The organism is Ruegeria sp. C9, assembly GCF_056537585.1.
Window position 1 is genome coordinate 149,986 of sequence record NZ_JBQFRU010000002.1, and the last position, 18,518, is coordinate 168,503.

Annotated in this window: 18 protein-coding genes and 1 other RNA gene; 8 read left to right on the forward strand and 11 right to left on the reverse strand. The window is 55.9% G+C overall.

Annotated features, from left to right (window positions below):
• Nucleotides 1-15: 15 nt before the first annotated feature.
• From ACR0NE_RS04885 to ACR0NE_RS04895, 3 genes are all read left to right on the forward strand, one after another.
• On the forward strand, nt 16-1,794 hold the full coding sequence (locus ACR0NE_RS04885; protein WP_370644429.1) for a sensor histidine kinase: 1,779 nt from the start codon (nt 16-18) through the stop codon (nt 1,792-1,794).
• Between the two features lie 11 nt (nt 1,795-1,805).
• On the forward strand, nt 1,806-3,140 hold the full coding sequence (locus tag ACR0NE_RS04890; RefSeq protein ID WP_170393162.1) for a sigma-54-dependent transcriptional regulator: 1,335 nt from the start codon (nt 1,806-1,808) through the stop codon (nt 3,138-3,140).
• Nucleotides 3,141-3,646: 506 nt separating this feature from the next.
• Nucleotides 3,647-6,478 (forward strand): Rne/Rng family ribonuclease, encoded by a 2,832-nt coding sequence (locus tag ACR0NE_RS04895; RefSeq protein ID WP_170595710.1) that lies wholly within the window; start codon nt 3,647-3,649, stop codon nt 6,476-6,478.
• A 57-nt stretch (nt 6,479-6,535) separates the two neighbouring features.
• Here ACR0NE_RS04895 and ACR0NE_RS04900 read toward each other — a convergent pair whose 3' ends face one another.
• Nucleotides 6,536-6,769, reverse strand: coding sequence for a sulfurtransferase TusA family protein (locus tag ACR0NE_RS04900; protein WP_170393161.1), 234 nt, complete (start codon nt 6,767-6,769; stop codon nt 6,536-6,538).
• Nucleotides 6,770-6,874: 105 nt separating this feature from the next.
• Between ACR0NE_RS04900 and ACR0NE_RS04905 the strand changes: the two genes are divergently transcribed.
• The 4 genes from ACR0NE_RS04905 to ACR0NE_RS04920 all read left to right on the forward strand — a co-directional run bounded on the left by ACR0NE_RS04905 (nt 6,875) and on the right by ACR0NE_RS04920 (nt 11,229).
• A complete protein-coding gene (locus ACR0NE_RS04905; protein WP_170393160.1) occupies nt 6,875-7,627 on the forward strand; it encodes a cytochrome c biogenesis CcdA family protein in 753 nt (250 codons plus the stop codon).
• 87 nt (nt 7,628-7,714) lie between these two features.
• Entirely contained in the window at nt 7,715-8,929 is a 1,215-nt protein-coding gene (locus tag ACR0NE_RS04910; RefSeq protein ID WP_170595708.1) for a hypothetical protein, read from the forward strand.
• Nucleotides 8,926-10,275: a cytochrome P450 gene (locus ACR0NE_RS04915; protein WP_170595705.1), complete on the forward strand. Its 1,350-nt coding sequence runs from the start codon at nt 8,926-8,928 to the stop codon at nt 10,273-10,275. The genes ACR0NE_RS04910 and ACR0NE_RS04915 overlap by 4 nt, the downstream gene beginning before the upstream one ends.
• A gap of 72 nt (nt 10,276-10,347) precedes the next feature.
• A complete protein-coding gene (locus ACR0NE_RS04920; protein ID WP_170595703.1) occupies nt 10,348-11,229 on the forward strand; it encodes a fructose bisphosphate aldolase in 882 nt (293 codons plus the stop codon).
• Nucleotides 11,230-11,242: 13 nt separating this feature from the next.
• On the opposite strand, the gene ACR0NE_RS04925 is transcribed toward ACR0NE_RS04920, so the two are convergent.
• Genes ACR0NE_RS04925 through fumC form a run of 4 tightly spaced genes read right to left on the reverse strand, consistent with a single transcriptional unit; the run spans nt 11,243 to nt 13,693 of the window.
• Nucleotides 11,243-11,845: a DNA-3-methyladenine glycosylase I gene (locus tag ACR0NE_RS04925; protein ID WP_170595701.1), complete on the reverse strand. Its 603-nt coding sequence runs from the start codon at nt 11,843-11,845 to the stop codon at nt 11,243-11,245.
• Nucleotides 11,846-11,904: 59 nt separating this feature from the next.
• Complete coding sequence (locus ACR0NE_RS04930; RefSeq protein ID WP_170393155.1) at nt 11,905-12,126, reverse strand: ribbon-helix-helix domain-containing protein; 222 nt, start codon at nt 12,124-12,126, stop codon at nt 11,905-11,907.
• On the reverse strand, nt 12,123-12,299 hold the full coding sequence (locus tag ACR0NE_RS04935) for a DUF4169 family protein (protein WP_170393154.1): 177 nt from the start codon (nt 12,297-12,299) through the stop codon (nt 12,123-12,125). Before ACR0NE_RS04935 ends, ACR0NE_RS04930 begins: the two co-directional genes overlap by 4 nt.
• Nucleotides 12,299-13,693 (reverse strand): class II fumarate hydratase, encoded by a 1,395-nt coding sequence (gene fumC / locus ACR0NE_RS04940; protein WP_170595699.1) that lies wholly within the window; start codon nt 13,691-13,693, stop codon nt 12,299-12,301. Before fumC ends, ACR0NE_RS04935 begins: the two co-directional genes overlap by 1 nt.
• 207 nt (nt 13,694-13,900) lie before the next feature.
• Here fumC and ACR0NE_RS04945 point away from each other — a divergent pair, with 207 nt between their 5' ends.
• A complete protein-coding gene (locus ACR0NE_RS04945; RefSeq protein ID WP_170421470.1) occupies nt 13,901-14,464 on the forward strand; it encodes a hypothetical protein in 564 nt (187 codons plus the stop codon).
• Nucleotides 14,465-14,491: 27 nt separating this feature from the next.
• Here ACR0NE_RS04945 and ACR0NE_RS04950 read toward each other — a convergent pair whose 3' ends face one another.
• From ACR0NE_RS04950 to ACR0NE_RS04975, 6 genes are all read right to left on the reverse strand, one after another.
• A complete protein-coding gene (locus ACR0NE_RS04950; protein ID WP_170595697.1) occupies nt 14,492-14,959 on the reverse strand; it encodes a ClpXP protease specificity-enhancing factor SspB in 468 nt (155 codons plus the stop codon).
• Between the two features lie 76 nt (nt 14,960-15,035).
• Complete coding sequence (gene chrA, locus ACR0NE_RS04955) at nt 15,036-16,286, reverse strand: chromate efflux transporter (protein ID WP_170595695.1); 1,251 nt, start codon at nt 16,284-16,286, stop codon at nt 15,036-15,038.
• Entirely contained in the window at nt 16,283-17,098 is an 816-nt protein-coding gene (locus tag ACR0NE_RS04960) for a sulfurtransferase/chromate resistance protein (RefSeq protein ID WP_170595693.1), read from the reverse strand. Before ACR0NE_RS04960 ends, chrA begins: the two co-directional genes overlap by 4 nt.
• A 129-nt stretch (nt 17,099-17,227) precedes the next feature.
• Nucleotides 17,228-17,659 (reverse strand): ester cyclase, encoded by a 432-nt coding sequence (locus ACR0NE_RS04965; protein WP_170393148.1) that lies wholly within the window; start codon nt 17,657-17,659, stop codon nt 17,228-17,230.
• A gap of 99 nt (nt 17,660-17,758) precedes the next feature.
• Nucleotides 17,759-18,105, reverse strand: a transfer-messenger RNA (tmRNA) gene (ssrA, locus tag ACR0NE_RS04970).
• A gap of 36 nt (nt 18,106-18,141) precedes the next feature.
• Nucleotides 18,142-18,504, reverse strand: a complete 363-nt coding sequence (locus ACR0NE_RS04975) for a DUF4345 family protein (RefSeq protein ID WP_170393147.1) — start codon at nt 18,502-18,504, stop codon at nt 18,142-18,144.
• Nucleotides 18,505-18,518: the final 14 nt, after the last annotated feature.

The window sequence follows — 18,518 nt, forward strand, 5'->3', positions numbered from 1 at the left end:
GCGTAGCGTCAGTACATGAGCGCGGAAGATCAAGCAGACAGCAAAGGGTTTCTGAACCGGTTTCGCGGCGCGCCTATGGGCTGGCGGCTGCGTCTTGCCGTGTTTTTGTTGCTGCTTGCTACTGTCGCCACAGTGTGGATCACCAACAGTCTGCTAACCAGTCGCTTCACCGAATCGACCAGAAACCGCGCCGAACTGCGGTTAGCCTTGTATTCCGGCAACCTGCTGAGTGAGTTGCGACGAAACGCCATAGTGCCGCAGTTGCTTGCCCGTGACCCCACCCTGATTTCGGCCCTGCAATCCAGCGATTACACGCTGTCGAGCCAGCGCCTGATCTCTTTCGTTGAAGAAATCGGGGCGGCCTCGCTGGTTTTGCTGGATGGGGATGGCCTGACACGTGCTGCAACCGACCGGAACCGGTTGCAGGAAAGCCACCGGAACTCGCCTTACTTCATCGATGCTATCCGGTCGAATGCCACTATATTCTCGGTTATTCCACGTGAATCCGGCGGTTACAGCTTTGTCTACTCGCGGCGAATCGAGGCGAATGCAGAGATCCTTGGCGTGATCGTTGTCGAAGTTGATTTGCAGAAATTTGAACGCGCCTGGGCAGGTATTTCTGATGCGGTGATGGTCACTGACAGTACTGGTACGATCATCCTCTCGACCGAGCCTCAGTGGCGTGGTCTGGATGAAAGCGGTGCCATGCTGCGCCAACCCCCTCAGAACGCGATCCAGCGCGCAATCCGGGCCACAACCGATTGGAGCGCTTTGCCCCCCGATGCCTATCTTCAGGGCGAGGCTGTGATGCGGATGGAGACCCGCATTCCGTTCCGGGGCTGGCAAATGACCTCGTTCACCACCTATTCGTCGATCCGCGAGCGGGTGAACAGCGTTCTGGCGCTTGAGATCATGGCCTTTGCGATTCTTCTAGCACTGACCTTCTATGCGCTCAGCCGCAGAGCGACGTTGCGCATGACCTTGTTCCAGCGCGAGTCGGCGGAGCTTCGCGCATTGAACGTAAGGCTGCAGCGGGAAATCGCTGAGCGTGAACGTGTTGAAAAGACGCTGGAAGTTGCCGAACAAACCCTTGCCCAGAGCTCAAAACTGGCAGCACTTGGAGAGATGTCTGCGGCAGTCAGTCACGAGTTAAATCAACCTCTGGCTGCGATGAAAACTTATCTGGCCGGCGCGCGTCTGCTTTTGCGTCGAAACCGGCCCGAAGAGGCGTTGGCCAGCTTTGGGCGGATCGACGGATTGATCGAGCGGATGGGAGCGATCACGCGCCAACTCAAATCCTATGCGCGCAAAGGTGCAGATGCGTTTTCGCCAGTAAATCTTGGCGAAGCGCTGGCGTCGTCCCTGTCGATGATGGAACCGCAGCTGCGTCAGCGGCATGTGAAGATAACCCAGATTTTGCCCGAAGAACCTGTTATAGTGATGGGTGATCGGATGCGGATCGAACAGGTTATGGTCAATCTCTTGCGCAATGCGCTGGATGCGACCAAGTCTGTGGATGAGCCGGATGTCGAGATCATTCTCGCTGCAGGTGAAACTGCGGTACTGACCGTGCGGGACAATGGCCACGGGATCGAGGATATCGAAAACCTGTTCGAGCCGTTTTATACGACCAAACGCCCGGGGGACGGCGTTGGTCTGGGGCTTGCCATCTCGTCCGGGATCGTGAACGACCATGGCGGACGGCTGACCGCGCGCAACGGCCAACAGGGTGGCGCGGTGTTTGAGATGCAATTGCCCATATTGGGAAGCGACGGCCTTGAGGCCGCGGAATAGAGGAAGTGACTATGGCACAGGCCATGAAAATCGCCATCGTGGATGATGAACAGGACATGCGCCAGTCGATCAGCCAGTGGCTGGCTTTGTCGGGGTACGACACCGAAACCTTTTCAAGCGCCGAGGATGCGCTCAAGGTCTTGGGGCCAGAATATCCCGGGATCGTGATCTCTGACATCAAGATGCCTGGAATGGATGGCATTCAACTGCTGAAAAAGCTGATGGGGGCCGATAGCACGCTTCCGGTGATCATGATCACGGGACATGGCGACGTGCCAATGGCCGTAGAGGCGATGCGTGTCGGGGCGTTCGATTTCCTTGAAAAGCCGTTTAACCCCGATCGCATGTCCGAACTGGCCAAACGCGCCAGCAATGCACGACGCCTGACGCTGGACAATCGGGCCCTGCGGCGTGAGCTGTCTGGCGGTACGCAGATTATGAACAAGCTGATCGGTGCCAGCCCCGTCATGGAGCGGTTGCGTGAAGATATTCTGGATCTAGGGCAGGCGGATGGTCATGTCCTGATCGATGGGGAAACCGGAACCGGAAAGACTTTGGTGGCGCATGCATTGCACGCGGTTGGTAGCCGGGCGGGTAAGAAATTCGTCCTGGTTTCTTGCGCAGCACTTGAGGAAGAAGCGCTGTCGAAACGCCTGTTTGGCCCGATGCTCCCCGAAGACACGCAGTTGCCCGCCATCGAAGAGGCCCGCGGCGGTACGCTGGTTCTTGAGGATGTCGAAGCGCTGAGCGACACGCTGCAGGCCCGTCTGCTGAGCGTTATGAACGAGCAGGGTACCCCTGCGGAAACGCGGATCGTAGCGATTTCGAACCTGCAGGAAGCGGGCAAAACCTCAGAAGATGTATTGCGTCCCGATCTGTTCTATCGGTTGGCGGCGCTGCGCATCACCATGCCTCCGCTGCGACAGCGGGGTGAGGACATCCTGACGCTGTTCACCCGTCTGAGCGAACAGTTCGCAGAGGAATATGGCTGCGACGCGCCTCAGGTCAGTGCGCAGGAAGCGGCTCAGCTGCTTCAGGCCCCGTGGCCCGGGAATGTGAGGCAGTTGATCAACATTGCTGAGCGTGCGGTGCTACAGTCGCGGCGCGGGTCGGGGACAATTGCTTCGCTGCTGATGTCGGATCACGAAGAGATGCAGCCAGTGATGACAACTGAAGGCAAGCCGCTGAAGGAATATGTTGAAGCCTTCGAGCGGATGCTGATCGACAATACGATGCGCCGTCACAAGGGATCGATCGCCTCGGTGATGGAAGAACTCTGCCTGCCACGCCGGACACTGAACGAAAAGATGGCGAAGTACGGGTTGCAGCGTTCGGACTACCTGTGAAGGTGGAGGAGGGGGCTGGCCCCTCTTGAGCCTGCGGTTCAATTCAACCCCTGGATATTTCTGAACAGATGAAGGGACTCTTCGGCGCGTTCTTGGGTCGCGATGCAGTTTGCCCATTGTCTTTTCCACAGGACTGCTTTTATTGTGATCGAACGGGCCGGGTATTTTGTGCCTGCAAGCCCCGTGTTTTGAGTTTCGCTGCTGAGCTGATGGTGAGGATAGATCCCGCGCGGCGCGGCAGACCGATTATGCCCCAATGGGGCAGATGAACGCCTGAACCCGTCTATGCGGGTGAAAGGAATAAATGGGCAGGCCGCATATAGACGCGCCTGTCGGAGAAGAACCGCGATGACGCGCGCGCAACGATTGAGTATACGGGCAGGGGGCCAAAGCGCCAGACCCTGCCGCGCGCCGTCCGATATCGCCCGTACAAGACACCTCCCCAAAAGCGCCTGTCCGCCTGGACGGGTCAGGACAACGCGTTTGGCGCGGTGCACCAAGGACACATGGCTAAGAAAATGCTTATCGATGCCACCCACGCGGAGGAAACCCGCGTTGTGGTGGTCGACGGAAACAAGGTTGAGGAATTTGACTTTGAATCCGAAAACAAACGCCAGCTTGCTGGCAACATCTATCTTGCAAAAGTAACACGGGTTGAGCCGTCGCTGCAGGCGGCATTTGTGGACTACGGCGGGAACCGGCACGGGTTTCTGGCGTTTTCCGAAATACATCCCGACTACTACCAGATCCCCGTCGCTGACCGCGAGGCGCTGATGGAGGAAGAGCGCGCCTATGCTGAGGCGATGAAGGCGCGGGATGAGGCCGAGGAAACAAAGCCCAAGAAGCGCCGGTCGCGTTCGCGCTCGAAGGCCGCTGACGTCAAGACGGACGATCCGGTTGAGACGCTGGAGGTTTCCTCAGAGCCGACCGGAATGGAAACCATCGATCTGGATGACGGTGAAGAGACGGAGGTGCCCGAAGGGACGTCTCCGATGGAAATCGTTGCCGAGACGCCGGTGGAAGAGCCTGAGGATGCCGCCGAGCCTGTTGCTGAAGAAGCTCCGACCGAAGAAGCCAAGTCCGAAGATCTAGATCAGCAGGCGGAAGCGCGAGAAGAGACTGCTGAAGTAGCGGAAGACGCGCCTGTCGAAGCAACTGATACCGACCAAGAAGAACCTTCGGATGAGGTCGAAGCCAAGTCTGACGAAGAAGATGCGGAAGCTTCTGGCGATGAGCCCGAGGCGGATGGCGAGACAGAAAGCAAAAGCGCTGACGCGGCTTCGAAAGACGATACCATCGAGTCGGTGGCGGACGAAGACGATAGCGAGGATATCCGTCCTCCGCGCAAGCCACGCCCGCGCCGCTACAAGATTCAGGAAGTTATCAAGGTGCGTCAGGTCCTGCTGGTGCAGGTGGTCAAGGAAGAGCGCGGCAACAAGGGTGCGGCACTTACCACGTATCTGTCTTTGGCGGGTCGGTACTGCGTACTGATGCCCAATACCGCAAGGGGCGGCGGAATTAGCCGCAAGATCACCAATGCCGCTGACCGGAAGAAACTGAAAGACATTGCCGCTGAAATCGACGTGCCCACGGGCGCGGGTCTGATCGTTCGTACGGCGGGTGCCAAGCGGACAAAATCAGAGATCAAGCGCGACTATGAATACCTGCAACGACTGTGGGAGCAGATCCGCGAGCTGACGTTGCAATCCATTGCGCCTGCGAAAATTTATGAAGAAGGCGACCTAATCAAACGCTCGATCCGCGACTTGTATAATCGCGACATCGATGAGGTTCTGGTTGAAGGCGAGGGCGGGTATCGCATCGCCAAAGACTTCATGAAGATGATCATGCCGTCGCACGCCAAGAACGTGAAGCGATACGAAGACGCGCTGCCGCTATTCGCGCGATATCAGGTGGAAAGCTATCTGGCCGGGATGTTCAACCCGACGGTTCAGCTGAAATCCGGTGGCTATATCGTGATCGGGGTGACCGAAGCGCTGGTGGCGATCGATGTGAACTCGGGTCGGGCGACCAAAGAAGGTTCGATCGAGGAAACCGCGTTGAAGACCAATCTGGAGGCCGCCGAAGAAGTGGCGCGCCAATTGCGTCTGCGCGATCTGGCCGGTCTGATCGTGATCGATTTCATCGATATGGACGAGCGCAAAAATAACTCGGCCGTTGAGAAACGACTGAAAGACAAGCTGAAAACGGATCGTGCCCGTATTCAGGTGGGCCGGATTTCGGGCTTTGGACTGCTCGAAATGAGCCGTCAGCGTCTGCGTCCTGGAATGCTCGAGGCGACGACCCAGCCATGCCCGTCTTGCCATGGTACCGGCCTGATCCGATCGGACGACAATATGGCACTGTCAATCCTTCGCCAGATTGAAGAGGAAGGCACTCGCTGCCGTTCGCGTGAGGTATTGGTGCGTTGCCCGGTTAGCATCGCCAACTTCCTGATGAACCAGAAACGCGAACATATCGCGCAGATCGAAGCGCGGTATGGTTTGTCGGTTCGGATCGAAGGGGACGTTCATTTGGTCAGCCCCGACTTCTCGATGGAGAAGTTCAAGACCGCTAGCCGCGTTGTTCCTGAAGCAACTGCGCCGGTGGTTTCGGTTGATGCGTCGCTGATGGATATGGTCGACGCCACGGATGAGGACGAAACCGAAGAAGAAACTGCGGTTCAGAGCGAGGAAGAGACCAAGCCCAAGCGTAAACGGCGTCGGCGCCGGCGCAAGAAGAGTTCGGGCAATGGTGACGCGCCGGATGGCAATGCGGACGAGTCTGACGCAGACAGTGTAACCGACTCGAGCAACGAAGCTGAGAGCGTCGATACCAAGCAGACCGAGGCTGAGCCTGTTGCTGAGGAAGATGCTGAGAAAGCGGCCAAACCGAAAAAGCGCCGGGCACCGCGCCGACGCAAAAAGGATACTGAGGCCACAGTCGAAGCAAGCGAAACGCAGACCGAAGCGGATAATGCGAACTCCGATCCGCAGAAAGAGCCGGTCAATGCTGAGGCCGCCGAGGCTGAACAGCAAGAGCCAGCCGATGAGTCTGAAAGCATCGAACCAGCCGCTGAGCCAGATAGTGCTGATGCACCATCAGAGCTTGAGATCGCCGAAGCAACGTCGGCTTCTGAAGTCGCCAAAGAAGTGCCAGAGGAACCTGCTGAAGCGCCTGAACTGGTTGCCGAAGAAGCCGAAGAATCGACCGTGGCAGCAGAACCCGAAGTCATTGAGGCTGCCACCCCAGAGCCGGTCTTGGAGGCAGTGGCAGACGAACCCGAACCCGCGCCGGCCAAGCCAAAGCGCCGAGGGTGGTGGTCATTGGGACAGTAAGAAAAAGGCGGGCCAACTGGCCCGCCTTTTTTCATTAGCGTGCGTTCCAAAGAAACCTCAGGCCGATTTTTGGATCACATATATCTGATGACCATCCACTGTGTCTTGCGAGACAAGTGTGTGGCCAGATTCGGTGCAGAAATGCGGTACGTCGATAATCGCGGCTGGATCATCGGCCAGCACGCGCAGCATACCCCCCGCAGGCAAGGATTTCAGGCGCTTCCGAGCCTTCAAAACAGGCAGGGGGCACAACAATCCCAACGCATCCAGTGTTTCAATCTCATTGGTCATGGGGCTGAGATATTTCTAACGAGCCATACTGTCCAGCGCGCAACCACGAGGATGTGACCGAATGGCCTCGTGACGAAACCCGCGCGATAACTTATGTGCTGAGTCATGTTCGGAATTGAGATCATAGACGCGGGCCTTCTGCCTGCCATGTTTATCGCCATGCTGGGCGGGTTGATAAGTTTTCTGTCTCCCTGCGTGCTGCCGATTGTGCCACCGTACCTCGCGTATATGAGCGGTGTGACTATCAACGAGATGCAGGATGAGGCGCGCGCGCGGCGCAAGGCGACCCTGGCGGCACTGTTTTTTGTTTTGGGTCTATCGACAGTGTTCCTGCTGCTAGGCTTCACAGCCTCGGTCTTTGGGGCGTTTGTCCTTCAGAACCAGGTGCTTTTCGCCAAACTCTCGGGTGCTGTCGTCATTGTCTTTGGCCTGCACTTTCTGAACGTGTTCCGTATTCCTTTGTTGGATCGTGAGGCACGCGTTGATACGGGTGACTCCAGCGGATCTGTGTTCGGGGCATATATTTTGGGACTGGCCTTCGCCTTCGGTTGGACGCCGTGCATCGGCCCACAATTAGGTGCAATCTTGTCGCTGGCCGCCTCCGAAGCATCAGTCACGCGTGGCACCGTATTGCTCGGCGTATATGCGGCAGGCCTTGGCATTCCATTCTTGCTGGCTGCGATGTTCCTGAACCGCTCGATGGCGGTTATGAACCGCATCAAACCGCATATGGGCACAATCGAGAAGGTGATGGGCGGGCTGCTGCTGTTTGTTGGCATCATGCTTGTCACCGGTTTGTTCACCGAATTCAGCTGGTGGCTGCTGGAAACATTCCCGGCATTGGCAAACCTCGGTTAACCCTCTGGCATTAAACGCGGATGGATAGACGCCAGGTCTTACCTTGGCGTCAACGCTGCGCTAATCTTTGGCGCAGAGGGCCGGGTAATGAGCAGTCAGCAATCCAAACCGCAGGTGCGCAAACGCCGGGTGTTTTACATTCCCGGCTACGACCCGATTCATCCGCGCCGATATCGAGAGCTCTACCGCAAAGAGGGGCACGCCCAGGCTGAGATATCGGGATACCAGATCGATATTAGCGCTAGGGCGGGCGAAGGTCCCTACGGCTGGCAGGTGACTTCTCAGCAGGACGGCAGTCCTGTTGATGCAGATGTTCAGGTTCTGGTCTGGTCCGATATCGTGCGTGACAGCATGGCTCAATCGATTCCGGCAACCTATCTGCAACTGGCGAGAACCGCCTGGATATATATCTCGACCGGTACGCTTTGGCGGCTGATGCAGCTGCGCAAGGGGCCCGTAATTGCGGCGCTATACCCGGTGGCAATGCTGCTGCTGCAGCTTTTGGCATCGTTGTTTATTGCTTGGGGTTTAGTCGCTGTATTGAAACCACTCGTTGGGTGGTGGTCTTTGGTACCTGCTGCCGGGGTAATCTATGCTCTGATGCAATGGTTCCGAAAGATCGATAATCGACTGTTCGCTTATTACCTCATGCATGACTATGCCCACTCGGCGAAGCTATACGGCGCGTACTCGCAAGATCTGCAATCGAGGCTGCGGGAGTTTTCTGACCTGATCACCGAGACGCTGGACACAGACACCGATGAGGTGCTGGTCGTAGGTCACAGCTCTGGCGCCCATCTTGGTGTGTCAGTGTTGGCAGATGTTTTACGACGACGGGGCGGTGTACAGGATAAGCCAGTCTTATCCTTTCTGACCTTGGGGCAGGTGGTGCCAATGGTTTCGTTTCTACCGCAGGCACACACGCTTCGCGCTGATCTTAAATATCTGTCCGAACGCGCGGATATGACTTGGATCGATGTCTCTGCACCAGGGGATGGCTGCGCGTTTGCGTTGTGCGATCCGGTCGCGGTCAGCGGCGTCGCTGGCCCCAAAAAATGCGGGCCGCTGGTTCTTTCTGCGGCCTTCACCCAAACACTGTCCCCTGCGCGATGGCAGCAATTGCGTTGGCGCTTTTTTCGCCTGCACTTTCAATATCTTTGTGCGTTCGATCAACCTGGACTTTATGACTATTTCCGCATCACCGCAGGTCCTGAAACATTGAAACAGCGGTTTGAAAGGCGCGCCCCATCACGATCGCGCATTGAGCGGGCTGTTTCGAAATACATCGCGGTGGAAGCATGACGCCCCCAAAGCCCGAAACACGACCAGATAAGGTCTCGTTGTGGCGGTATCTACGTCTGTTTCGGCAAGACTTGCTGTCTGCTCAGCCCCAGCGTCTATATCGAGCGTGGATGGCTGAATTCCGAACGCCGTTCTTTCGCTCGTATATGGTCAACCAACCCGATCTGATCCGCGCAGTTCTGAAAGAGCGCCCGGATGCGTTTCCAAAATCAAATCGCATCAGCGAAGGCTTACGCCCCTTATTGGGCCGGTCCGTGTTCCTGACCAATGGCAAAGTCTGGAAACGGCAGCGCAGGATCATTGATCCCGCCTTTGAAGGCGGACGTTTGAAAGACACGTTTCCCGCAATGTTAAATGCGGCGCAGGCTTGTGCGGATCGGCTTTCAGGTAGGGTCGGGCAGAAGGTGGAATGTGAAGAAATCACAAGCCATGTCGCGGCGGATGTGATTTTCCGCACCCTGTTTTCGGTTCCTATCGAACATGAGGTTGCCGCGCAGGTCTTCGATAAATTCAGAATCTATCAGCGCGAACAGCCCTTGCTGAACCTGGCCGCCTTCTTGCCCGTTCCAAGCTGGATGCCCCGTTTTCATTCTCGCAAAACCCGCCAATCCGCCAGCGAGTTTCGGGATCTGATCAGCCGATTGACGGATGCACGCGCTATAGCAATCGAAAACGGATCGGCCCCCGATGATCTGGCCACCAAGATCATGACGACAACAGATCCGGAAACTGGAGACCGGTTTGATGCGCAGGAAATGGTCGATCAGGTCGCCATCTTCTTTTTGGCGGGGCATGAAACCAGCGCGTCTGCACTGGCTTGGACGCTCTATCTGATAGCGATGTATCCGGACTGGCAGGAAAAGCTGGCTGAGGAAGCGAAAGCTCTGGACATGCCCGAGTTTTCAACCATGTCCCAACTAAAACTTAGCCGCGATGTGTTTCGTGAAGCTTTGCGCCTGTATCCACCAGTTCCAATGATGGTGCGCGAGGCGACATGTCCTGAACGCTTCCGTGATCGGGGTATTTCGCAGGGTTCTCAGATCGTTGTAAGCCCCTGGCACTTACATCGGCACGAAAGGCTTTGGGACCGGCCGGACGATTTCGACCCCACGCGATGGACGACGGAAAACGGAAAGAAATGCCAGCGCGAGGCCTATATTCCCTTTTCGGCTGGCCCCCGGGTCTGCACGGGCGCAGGGTTCGCGATGGTAGAAGGTCCTTTGATCTTATCGATGCTCTTGCGTCGTTACCGATTCGAAACAATACCAGACGAAACGCCGGTACCGGTCGCGCATTTGACCGTTAGATCGAAAGACGGAATTTGGTTGCGCTTGGTTGAGCGCTAACAAACTACCATCGCTCTTCGGCATGCTGTATGCGGATTGAAAATGCGGAATCATATTGAACGGGATTGAGTTATGTCGAAAGCAGAACAGCGCGCGCAGATGTCCGAAGGCGCAGGATTTATCGCAGCACTGGACCAAAGCGGCGGTTCAACCCCCAAAGCGCTGGCTTTGTATGGTGTTGAAGCATCGGATTACGGATCAGACGAAGAGATGTTCGGCGAGATTCAGAAGATGCGCGCTCGGATCATTCTGGCTGACGATTTCACCAAGGATAAAGTGATTGGTGCGATCCTGTTCGAACGGACCTTGGGCGAAGAAATCGACGGCAAGAAGGTCGCGGATTACCTGTGGTCCGAAAAAGGTATCGTGCCATTTCTGAAAATCGACAAAGGACTTGAGGATGAGGCAAACGGTGTTCAGATGATGAAGCCGATCCCGGGTCTGGCTGAGACGTTGTCCAAAGCAGATGGTGTTTTTGGCACCAAGGAACGTTCCGTTATCCACGAAGCCAACGCGCAGGGCATTGCCGACGTTGTCGCGCAGCAGTTCCAGGTCGCACGCGTGGTCACTGATGCGGGAATGGTCCCAATTGTCGAGCCTGAGGTAAACATCCACTCGGAAACCAAGGCCGAGGCTGAGGACATTCTGAAATCAGAAATTCTGAAGAACCTGGATCAATTGGTCGAGGGTCAGGAAGTGATGCTGAAGCTGACGATCCCCAGCCAGGCCAACCTGTATGATGAGGTGGCTGATCACCCGCGCGTCCTGCGTGTTGTGGCGCTGTCCGGCGGATACTCGACCGAGCAGGCCTGCGACCTGCTTGGCCAAAACAGCAAAATGATCGCCTCATTCTCGCGCGCACTGACCGAGGGATTGTCAAAGCAGCAATCTGATGCGGATTTCAACGCGGCACTCGGCGGCAATATCGACAATATCTACCGCGCTTCGATCTGATCGCGGGGGGAATCTATTCGGGTTTGATGAAATCGCGGCGCATCTGCGCCGCTTTTTCGTGCATGGCGCATCCAATGGCGTGATCGTTGATCAGCCCCATGGCCTGCATGAATGCAAACACGGTCGTCGGACCGACGAATTTCCAGCCGCGTTTTTTCAGGTCTTTTGACATCGCAATGGATTCTGCCGAGGTGGATGCGCTTTGCGGGGCGGGTGGCGTCTCGGGCTCGTACCTCCAGACATAAGCTGCCAATGATCCCTCGGTTGCGATAAGGTCCTGCACACGGCGGGCGTTGTTGATCACGGCTTCGATCTTGCCGCGGTGACGCACGATGCCTTTGTCGTCCAGAAGTCGATTGATATCGGCATCAGAAAACTCAGCTATCTTATTGAAATCGAATTTATAAAACGCTGCCCTGAAATTCTCGCGTTTTGACAGAATGGTGCGCCAACTCAAGCCTGACTGAAAGCTCTCGAGGCACAGTTTCTCAAACAGTCGTCTGTCATCGGAAACCGGATATCCCCATTCGTTATCATGATAGTCAAAGAATTCGGGGGCGGCCTTGCACCACGAACACCGAGGTTTTCCATCTGGGCCCGTTGCCAAATCGTTCATGAATGTACCCTTTTTGTTCTCCGCAAGGATAAGCGACGCGATTGTTTGAAATCAAGTACTCAATCGGTTTGTCGATACCAATTCAGAATGAAGACACGAATGGCCGAAGCCAGTCCGGTTTCCGGGTCGCGCTCTGCATCAATATTTGCCGCCAGGACATTGATTGGGATATCTTTTTCCCGCGCGATATCACGGAAGGCTTGCCAGAACTCATCCTCAAGCGAAACGGATGTTCGATGACCTTGCAAGGTCAGGGAGCGTTTGACAGGACGTCCACTCATTCGTCGACCTTGTGACCGTCAAGATCCCGGCGCTGCCGGTCTTGCTGCAGCTTTACAACGGTCCTGTCGGCTTTGGATTGCCCGTGTTTCGCAGCGTTTGCATCCGCGCGGGCCTTTTTTTCAGCCCGCGCTTTTTCTTTTCGAAACCGGTTCAGGTTAACCGGTTTACCCATCAGTCCTTGGGTCCAATCATATGCTCGGGCCGTACAACCGCATCAAACGTAGCCTCGTCCACAAAGCCCAACGCAATGGCTTCTTCCTTAAGTGTTGTGCCGTTCTTGTGCGCTGTTTTGGCGACGGTCGTGGCGTTGTCATACCCGATTGTCGGTGCCAGAGCAGTCACCAGCATCAGGGATTCCTTCATCAGCTTGTCGATGCGTGGCTCGTTGGCTTTGATGCCCAACAGCATTCGCTCGGTAAAGCTGTCGGTTGCATCGCCGAGCAGCTGGATCGACTGCAGCAGGTTATAGGACATCATCGGGTTGTAGACGTTCAACTGGAAATGGCCCTGCGAGCCTGCAAACTTCATTGCTGCGTCGTTGCCCATCACATGCGCGGCCACCTGAGTCAGCGCCTCGGCCTGTGTCGGGTTCACCTTGCCTGGCATGATGGACGAACCGGGCTCGTTTTCGGGCAGGATAAGCTCACCCAATCCTGAGCGGGGCCCCGAACCCAACAGACGGATATCGTTGGCAATCTTATAGCAGGAACCGGCAATCGTGGCCAAAGCGCCCGACAAAAAGACCATGGCATCATGTGCGGCCAGAGCTTCGAATTTGTTCGGCGCGGTCACAAAGGGCAGGCCGGTGATATCGGCCATATTCTTGGCGACAGCCTCATCCCAGCCGCCATGCGTGTTCAAACCGGTACCCACAGCAGTACCGCCTTGAGCCAGTTCATAGATACCGGGCATTGCAGCTTCTACACGCGCAATGCCCTGACGAATTTGATGCGCATACCCGCCGAATTCCTGTTCCAACGTCAACGGCGTGGCATCCTGCGTATGGGTGCGGCCGATCTTGATGATACCGGCAAACTCTTTTGCCTTGGCATCCAGCGCCGAGGCGAACTTCTCAAGCCCGGGCATCAACACATCGCGCACACTCATCGCTGTGGCGATGTGCATCGCGGTGGGGAAAGTATCGTTCGAGGATTGACCCATATTGCAGTGATCATTCGGGTGAACGGGATCTTTCGAGCCAATCTCGCCACCCATAATCTCAATCGCGCGGTTCGCAATGACCTCGTTCGAGTTCATATTGGATTGCGTGCCCGAGCCGGTTTGCCATACGACCAGAGGAAAGTTGTCGTCAAACTTGCCTTCGAACACTTCACCGGCCGCTTGTATGATCGCGTCGGCGATCTTGGCGTCCAGCTTGCCGATGGCTTTGTTTTCAATTGCACAGGCCTTTTTGATCACACCCAACGCGCGCACGATGGCGACGGGCTGCTTTTCCCAGCCGATGGGGAAGTTCATGATCGAACGCTGCGTTTGCGCGCCCCAGTACTTATCGGCAGGCACCTCAAGCGGGCCAAAGCTGTCGGATTCAGTGCGGGTTTGAGACATCGGTCGCTCCGGTCTGGTATGCAGTCGTATGCCGTTTACCCGCAGCAAGGCTGTGGCGCAATCGGCCAGTTGAGCGCACCTTAAACTTGGGCCGCGCAAAGGTATAGACGCAGCACAGCTACAAATAATTTCTGTTAGCGAAAACAGTGCCATTGTACGTCGGCGGGCTAAAGTTAAGATGGGACAATAACCCTGACGGAGGCAACCATGCGCGTGTCACTTCTCAAAAGCCCTTTGTATACGCTTGCGTTATTGTTTGCCGCGAGTTTTTGGCTGGCAGTATTTGTGCAACACGCTCAGGCGACGGGAATCGAGCCGTTCGTGGGCGACTATACCGGTTCAGCCGACGTTGTTGATGCGGATGGTACGGCGACCCCTCGGGATATGAGCGTTTCGATTCAGGAAATTAAAGGGGGCTTCAACGTGAGTTGGACCACCACGACTTACAAAGCCGACGGTCGCATCAAGGATGAGAAATACTCGGTTGATTTTCAAAGCTCGGATCGGCCCGATGTTTATTCTGCGGCCATGAAGCGAAATGTGTTTGGTCATGAGGTGCCGCTTGACCCGATGAAAGGGGAACCCTTTGTTTGGGGGCGGATCGAAGGAGATACTCTGACGGTGTTTTCGTTGTTCATAGCCGAAAACGGTGGCTATGAGCTTCAGCAATTTGACCGGACACTAGCTGATGGCGGGCTCGACCTGTCATTTTCCCGGTTTCGTGATGGGGTTAAGTCGCGCTCGGTCGAGACATTCCTTCAAAAAGAATAAACCCCGCATCAAGCGGGGTTTTCTGGGTCATTTCCGGAAGCTGTCCAGCGAGACCACATCCGCATCATGCTGAGGTTCCGTCTCTTCGGCCTCAAGCTCAATCGGGGCCTCTTCCGTCACATGGATCTCTTCGTCCTCGTCTTCCGGGCTTTCAAAGCGCAAGCCAAACTCAACCGAAGGATCCACGAAGGTTTTGATCGCCAGATAGGGGATGTAAAGCGGTTCCGGCGCATCCCCGAAATTCAGCGTAATCGAAAAGCCATCGTCACCGACTTCGAGGTTTTCAAACCAGTGCTGCATGACAATCGTCATCTCGCCTGGATAGCGCTCACGCAGCCAATCGGCCAACTCAACGCCCTCATGCCGTGTATCAAAAGTGATAAAGAAATGATGCGAACCGGGCAGGCCGATTTCGGACACGTCGGTCAGGACGGTCTTGATCAGGCCTCGCATGGCCGTGTGCATCAGATTCCCGTAGTCGATGTCTTGCGACATGGTTGATCCTCGAAAGTGGTTAATCCCAGCATAGTTCATTCGGACGGAAACGAAAGGCTGTGCTGGGCTGTATTGATTACAAAATCTGCATGCCTAGTCCGGCCAGAACCATGATACCAAGTGTGGTTGCTAAACCGGATTTCATACGAAAAATCAACAGGCCAGCCAGAACGGTCAGCACAAGTGCGCTGAATTCAAGCGACGAAGGGTCGGGTAGGGGGAGAGAAACTGGTCCCCAATGCCACCCCGGAATTGAGGTGAACAAGACGTTTAGCCCGAACCACACGGAGAGGTTGAGAATCACTCCGACGACCGCAGCTGTGATTCCGTGCATCGCGGCCCCAAGACGCGGACGCTCGGCGATTCTGTCCAGATGCGGGGCTGCAAGAAAAATCCACAGAAAACACGGTGCAAACGTCGCCCATAAAGCGACAATGCCCGCCGCAAACGCTAGCGAGGCGCCTCCGGCAATCTGACCGCTAAGCATGGCCACAAATTGAGTCACCAGAATCAGCGGCCCAGGCGTGGTTTCGGCTAGACCTAGCGCGTCGATCATCTGGTCCGTGCTGATCCATTGGTAGGTTTCGACCACGGTCTGGGTCATATAGGCCAGCACCGCATAGGCACCGCCAAAAGTTACAACCGCAAGGCGGGCAAAGAACCAGCCCAGATCGCTGAGCAGTTCCTGACCGCTCAAAGACAGAACAAACAACGGCCCCAGCCAAAGAATAAGCCAGAAAACCGCTGTGCGAACAGGATTGGCAAGTGTTGGGCTGGTTTGAACGGCAACGGGCTTGTCGTCTTTCGAAGTCACGAATCCCCAAACGGCAGCGCACAGTATGATTAGCGGGAAGGGCAGGTTGAAGACAAAGATCCCCAAAAAGGCTAGGCCCGCGATAACCCGGTGCTCGACGTCTGTAAGCGCTTTCCTCGATAGGTTCCGTAATGCTTGCAGGACGATGATGATCACCGTGGCCTTGATGCCCAAGAATCCGGCTTGAACCAAAGGCAATGTACCATAGGCCGCATAAAGCAATACCAGCAGCGCGATCACCAGAGCACCTGGCAGTACAAACAAACAGCCCGCGATTAACCCTCCGGCCACGCCGCGCAGCCGCCAACCTGCATAAGTGGCAAGCTGCATGGCCTCGGGACCTGGCAACAGCATGCATAAGGAAAGCGCGCGCAGATAGGTCTGTTCGTCCAACCAGGGGCGCTTTTCGACCAGCTCCTGATGCATCAGTGAAATTTGGGCGGCGGGGCCGCCGAAGGACAGCAGCCCGATGCGCCCAAACACCCTGATCAACTCTTGATATGAAGGGGTCATTTGCCGTGACCCGCGGGCCAGTCATGCGTCTCGCTAGAGCCATCGCGCGCCCAGCGATAGAGTGCATCATAGATGTGCATTCCAGCCTGCAATTGTTGTTGGTCATCCCGATACTGGCGCGACAAGCCGACCGAAAGGGCCAGCAACCCGGCGGCCTCAGGCGCCAGATCGTGCCTGTTTGTATCGGCGGCACGTATGATCGTGGCCATGCGGTCCAGAGGCTCAGATCGAAGCTTGAAGTCATCCAGCATCGTGTCAAAGGTGCAATTGTCGCCGCGATGGCTCCAATCAGTTCCTTCAACATCAAAGGGTGTGGCGCCGAAGTGCTCGGCAACCCCCTGAATTTCATCCGGTGCTACAAACAGGAACCGAGCGCGCCTGTCGACAAACCTGCGGATCAGCCAGGGGCACGCGATGCGATCAATCTTGGGGCGGCGCCGCGTCACCCAGACCGTGTTGCCTTTTGCAACTGCAGGAAGGGCAGGCACAGGCACGACCATTGCGCCCGGCATAGCGCGCCAGGCGAACATTCCACCTTCCAGAAATTCTGCCACCACCCCTTCAGCCTGCAGCCATGAAACAACGCCCTGACTCAGCTTTTTGCCCTTCTGGCAAATTACTACGCAAGAATGATCGCCGGTATGATTTCTTATGCCATCAACATTTTGATATGGCATTCGGAATGCGCCGGGTATGAGGGAGGGATCATCGTCGAAATCCCCATCTGTGCGCACATCAAACAGGATAGGAGCCTGAGGCGTACCGATCAGGCGCAAGAGTTGTCGGGGTGTAATTGCATTGGGGGCAGCCATTGCATGTTTCCTTATTGCTTTGGATACATGCGAACTTGGGCTGCCGCCTCACGGGGTGTTCGCAAGCTTACCCCTTGATCCTCTGCTAGCGTGCAAATGCGAGATGGGTCAAGCTTGCGGTCAAGTTTATCAGGCCCAGTCCAACCTTTGCCCGGTCATGCAAACCGGAAGAGTATCCTGTGGGAACTGCCCCAGTTGTTCAAAAAGTGTAATGAAATCAAACTGATTATAGGCCTCGACCATCTTGTCCCCTTTGAAGCGCGCCATGACTTGTCCGGTAACTTCAAGCGGGGCACCGTTATCGGCCCGGAAGGTGCGGACATGCAGAATACCCGAGACCCAATCACCATTTTCGATGATCTTCGGCAGTTCGACTGTGATCTCGCCCAGAACATGACGAAACGCCATGACCAGATCGCGAAAGTCGTCCGCCCCAACCTGCATTTCGGGTATCAACCCTTCGGCCATCGTATCCGGGGCAAAAAACTGATCGATTGCATCGGTATTGCCTTGTTCCCAGACCTCTGAATACCACGCCCTAAGCCTGTCAGAATTCGTCATCTCAGCCCTCCTGTCGCTTGTTCAGGAAGATGGATCAGAGAAATGAATAAACCCTGAATCCCAGGTGAGTTATGGGCATGGAGCAGACATAATCGGTAAAATGCAGGTTTCTGTTGCCAGGTACCTGCGAACCCCGCCTTACGCGGCTAGGCGCAAGGGCTTAAGTTTCGGTCTTGCTACTGCTTACGCAGCAACTGCAACCGGAGCACGATTGTCGTTTGCAATTGTACTAGTTTCGCCGGTAACGGTGGCAGACAGCCGAGACAAAGCTAACCCCTTTAGACGTTCGTCGATCCTATTTCGGCCCCATGATCCTCAAACGAAGGATGTTGGTGGAGCCGCCGGGTACCGCCCCCGGGTCCGATCCGCTTATTACGAGCGCGTTTATGTCCATAGTCCCGAAGGACCCCTCATATATAGGTTAGGACGTGGTCGGATGCAAACCCGGAATGCTAAGGTTGACTTATATCAAATTCAATAAGTTAAGCAGCTCTGTTCATGTTGGCAAGAATAAGCCAAAGGGCCAGAACAAGCTCGATTCCACCAAAAGTCAGCGCCTTGACGAACGGGGGATTATCCAGCGCCAAAGACACAAACCGACCCAACGCCGCCCCTGCATAAACAACGCCCAGCATGGCATATGCCATCGGTGTGTTGAGCCAGAGAACCACGGCACCTGTCACCACGAACAACCCGCCAACCGAGGCTCGCATCTCACTAAGTCCCATGGTGCTTTTGGTGGGGGCTAGGTCCAGCGCGTTGGCTGTGTAGGCCGGGGCCAGAAATCCGAACAAACCAAAGCCGATGGTCAGCAAGGCGGCAATCACGTTAAGGGCTGTGATCATGGACTTTTTCCCTT

Excerpts from the sequence above, each read along its gene's own strand:
- ACR0NE_RS04885 (WP_370644429.1), top strand. The coding sequence starts at position 16 with ATGAGCGCGGAAGATCAAGCAGACAGCAAAGGGTTTCTGAACCGGTTT.
- ACR0NE_RS04890 (WP_170393162.1), top strand. The coding sequence starts at position 1,806 with ATGGCACAGGCCATGAAAATCGCCATCGTGGATGATGAACAGGACATG.
- ACR0NE_RS04895 (WP_170595710.1), top strand. The coding sequence starts at position 3,647 with ATGGCTAAGAAAATGCTTATCGATGCCACCCACGCGGAGGAAACCCGC.
- ACR0NE_RS04900 (WP_170393161.1), bottom strand. The coding sequence starts at position 6,769 with ATGACCAATGAGATTGAAACACTGGATGCGTTGGGATTGTTGTGCCCC.
- ACR0NE_RS04905 (WP_170393160.1), top strand. The coding sequence starts at position 6,875 with ATGTTCGGAATTGAGATCATAGACGCGGGCCTTCTGCCTGCCATGTTT.
- ACR0NE_RS04910 (WP_170595708.1), top strand. The coding sequence starts at position 7,715 with ATGAGCAGTCAGCAATCCAAACCGCAGGTGCGCAAACGCCGGGTGTTT.
- ACR0NE_RS04915 (WP_170595705.1), top strand. The coding sequence starts at position 8,926 with ATGACGCCCCCAAAGCCCGAAACACGACCAGATAAGGTCTCGTTGTGG.
- ACR0NE_RS04920 (WP_170595703.1), top strand. The coding sequence starts at position 10,348 with ATGTCGAAAGCAGAACAGCGCGCGCAGATGTCCGAAGGCGCAGGATTT.
- ACR0NE_RS04925 (WP_170595701.1), bottom strand. The coding sequence starts at position 11,845 with ATGAACGATTTGGCAACGGGCCCAGATGGAAAACCTCGGTGTTCGTGG.
- ACR0NE_RS04930 (WP_170393155.1), bottom strand. The coding sequence starts at position 12,126 with ATGAGTGGACGTCCTGTCAAACGCTCCCTGACCTTGCAAGGTCATCGA.
- ACR0NE_RS04935 (WP_170393154.1), bottom strand. The coding sequence starts at position 12,299 with ATGGGTAAACCGGTTAACCTGAACCGGTTTCGAAAAGAAAAAGCGCGG.
- fumC (WP_170595699.1), bottom strand. The coding sequence starts at position 13,693 with ATGTCTCAAACCCGCACTGAATCCGACAGCTTTGGCCCGCTTGAGGTG.
- ACR0NE_RS04945 (WP_170421470.1), top strand. The coding sequence starts at position 13,901 with ATGCGCGTGTCACTTCTCAAAAGCCCTTTGTATACGCTTGCGTTATTG.
- ACR0NE_RS04950 (WP_170595697.1), bottom strand. The coding sequence starts at position 14,959 with ATGTCGCAAGACATCGACTACGGGAATCTGATGCACACGGCCATGCGA.
- chrA (WP_170595695.1), bottom strand. The coding sequence starts at position 16,286 with ATGACCCCTTCATATCAAGAGTTGATCAGGGTGTTTGGGCGCATCGGG.
- ACR0NE_RS04960 (WP_170595693.1), bottom strand. The coding sequence starts at position 17,098 with ATGGCTGCCCCCAATGCAATTACACCCCGACAACTCTTGCGCCTGATC.
- ACR0NE_RS04965 (WP_170393148.1), bottom strand. The coding sequence starts at position 17,659 with ATGACGAATTCTGACAGGCTTAGGGCGTGGTATTCAGAGGTCTGGGAA.
- ACR0NE_RS04975 (WP_170393147.1), bottom strand. The coding sequence starts at position 18,504 with ATGATCACAGCCCTTAACGTGATTGCCGCCTTGCTGACCATCGGCTTT.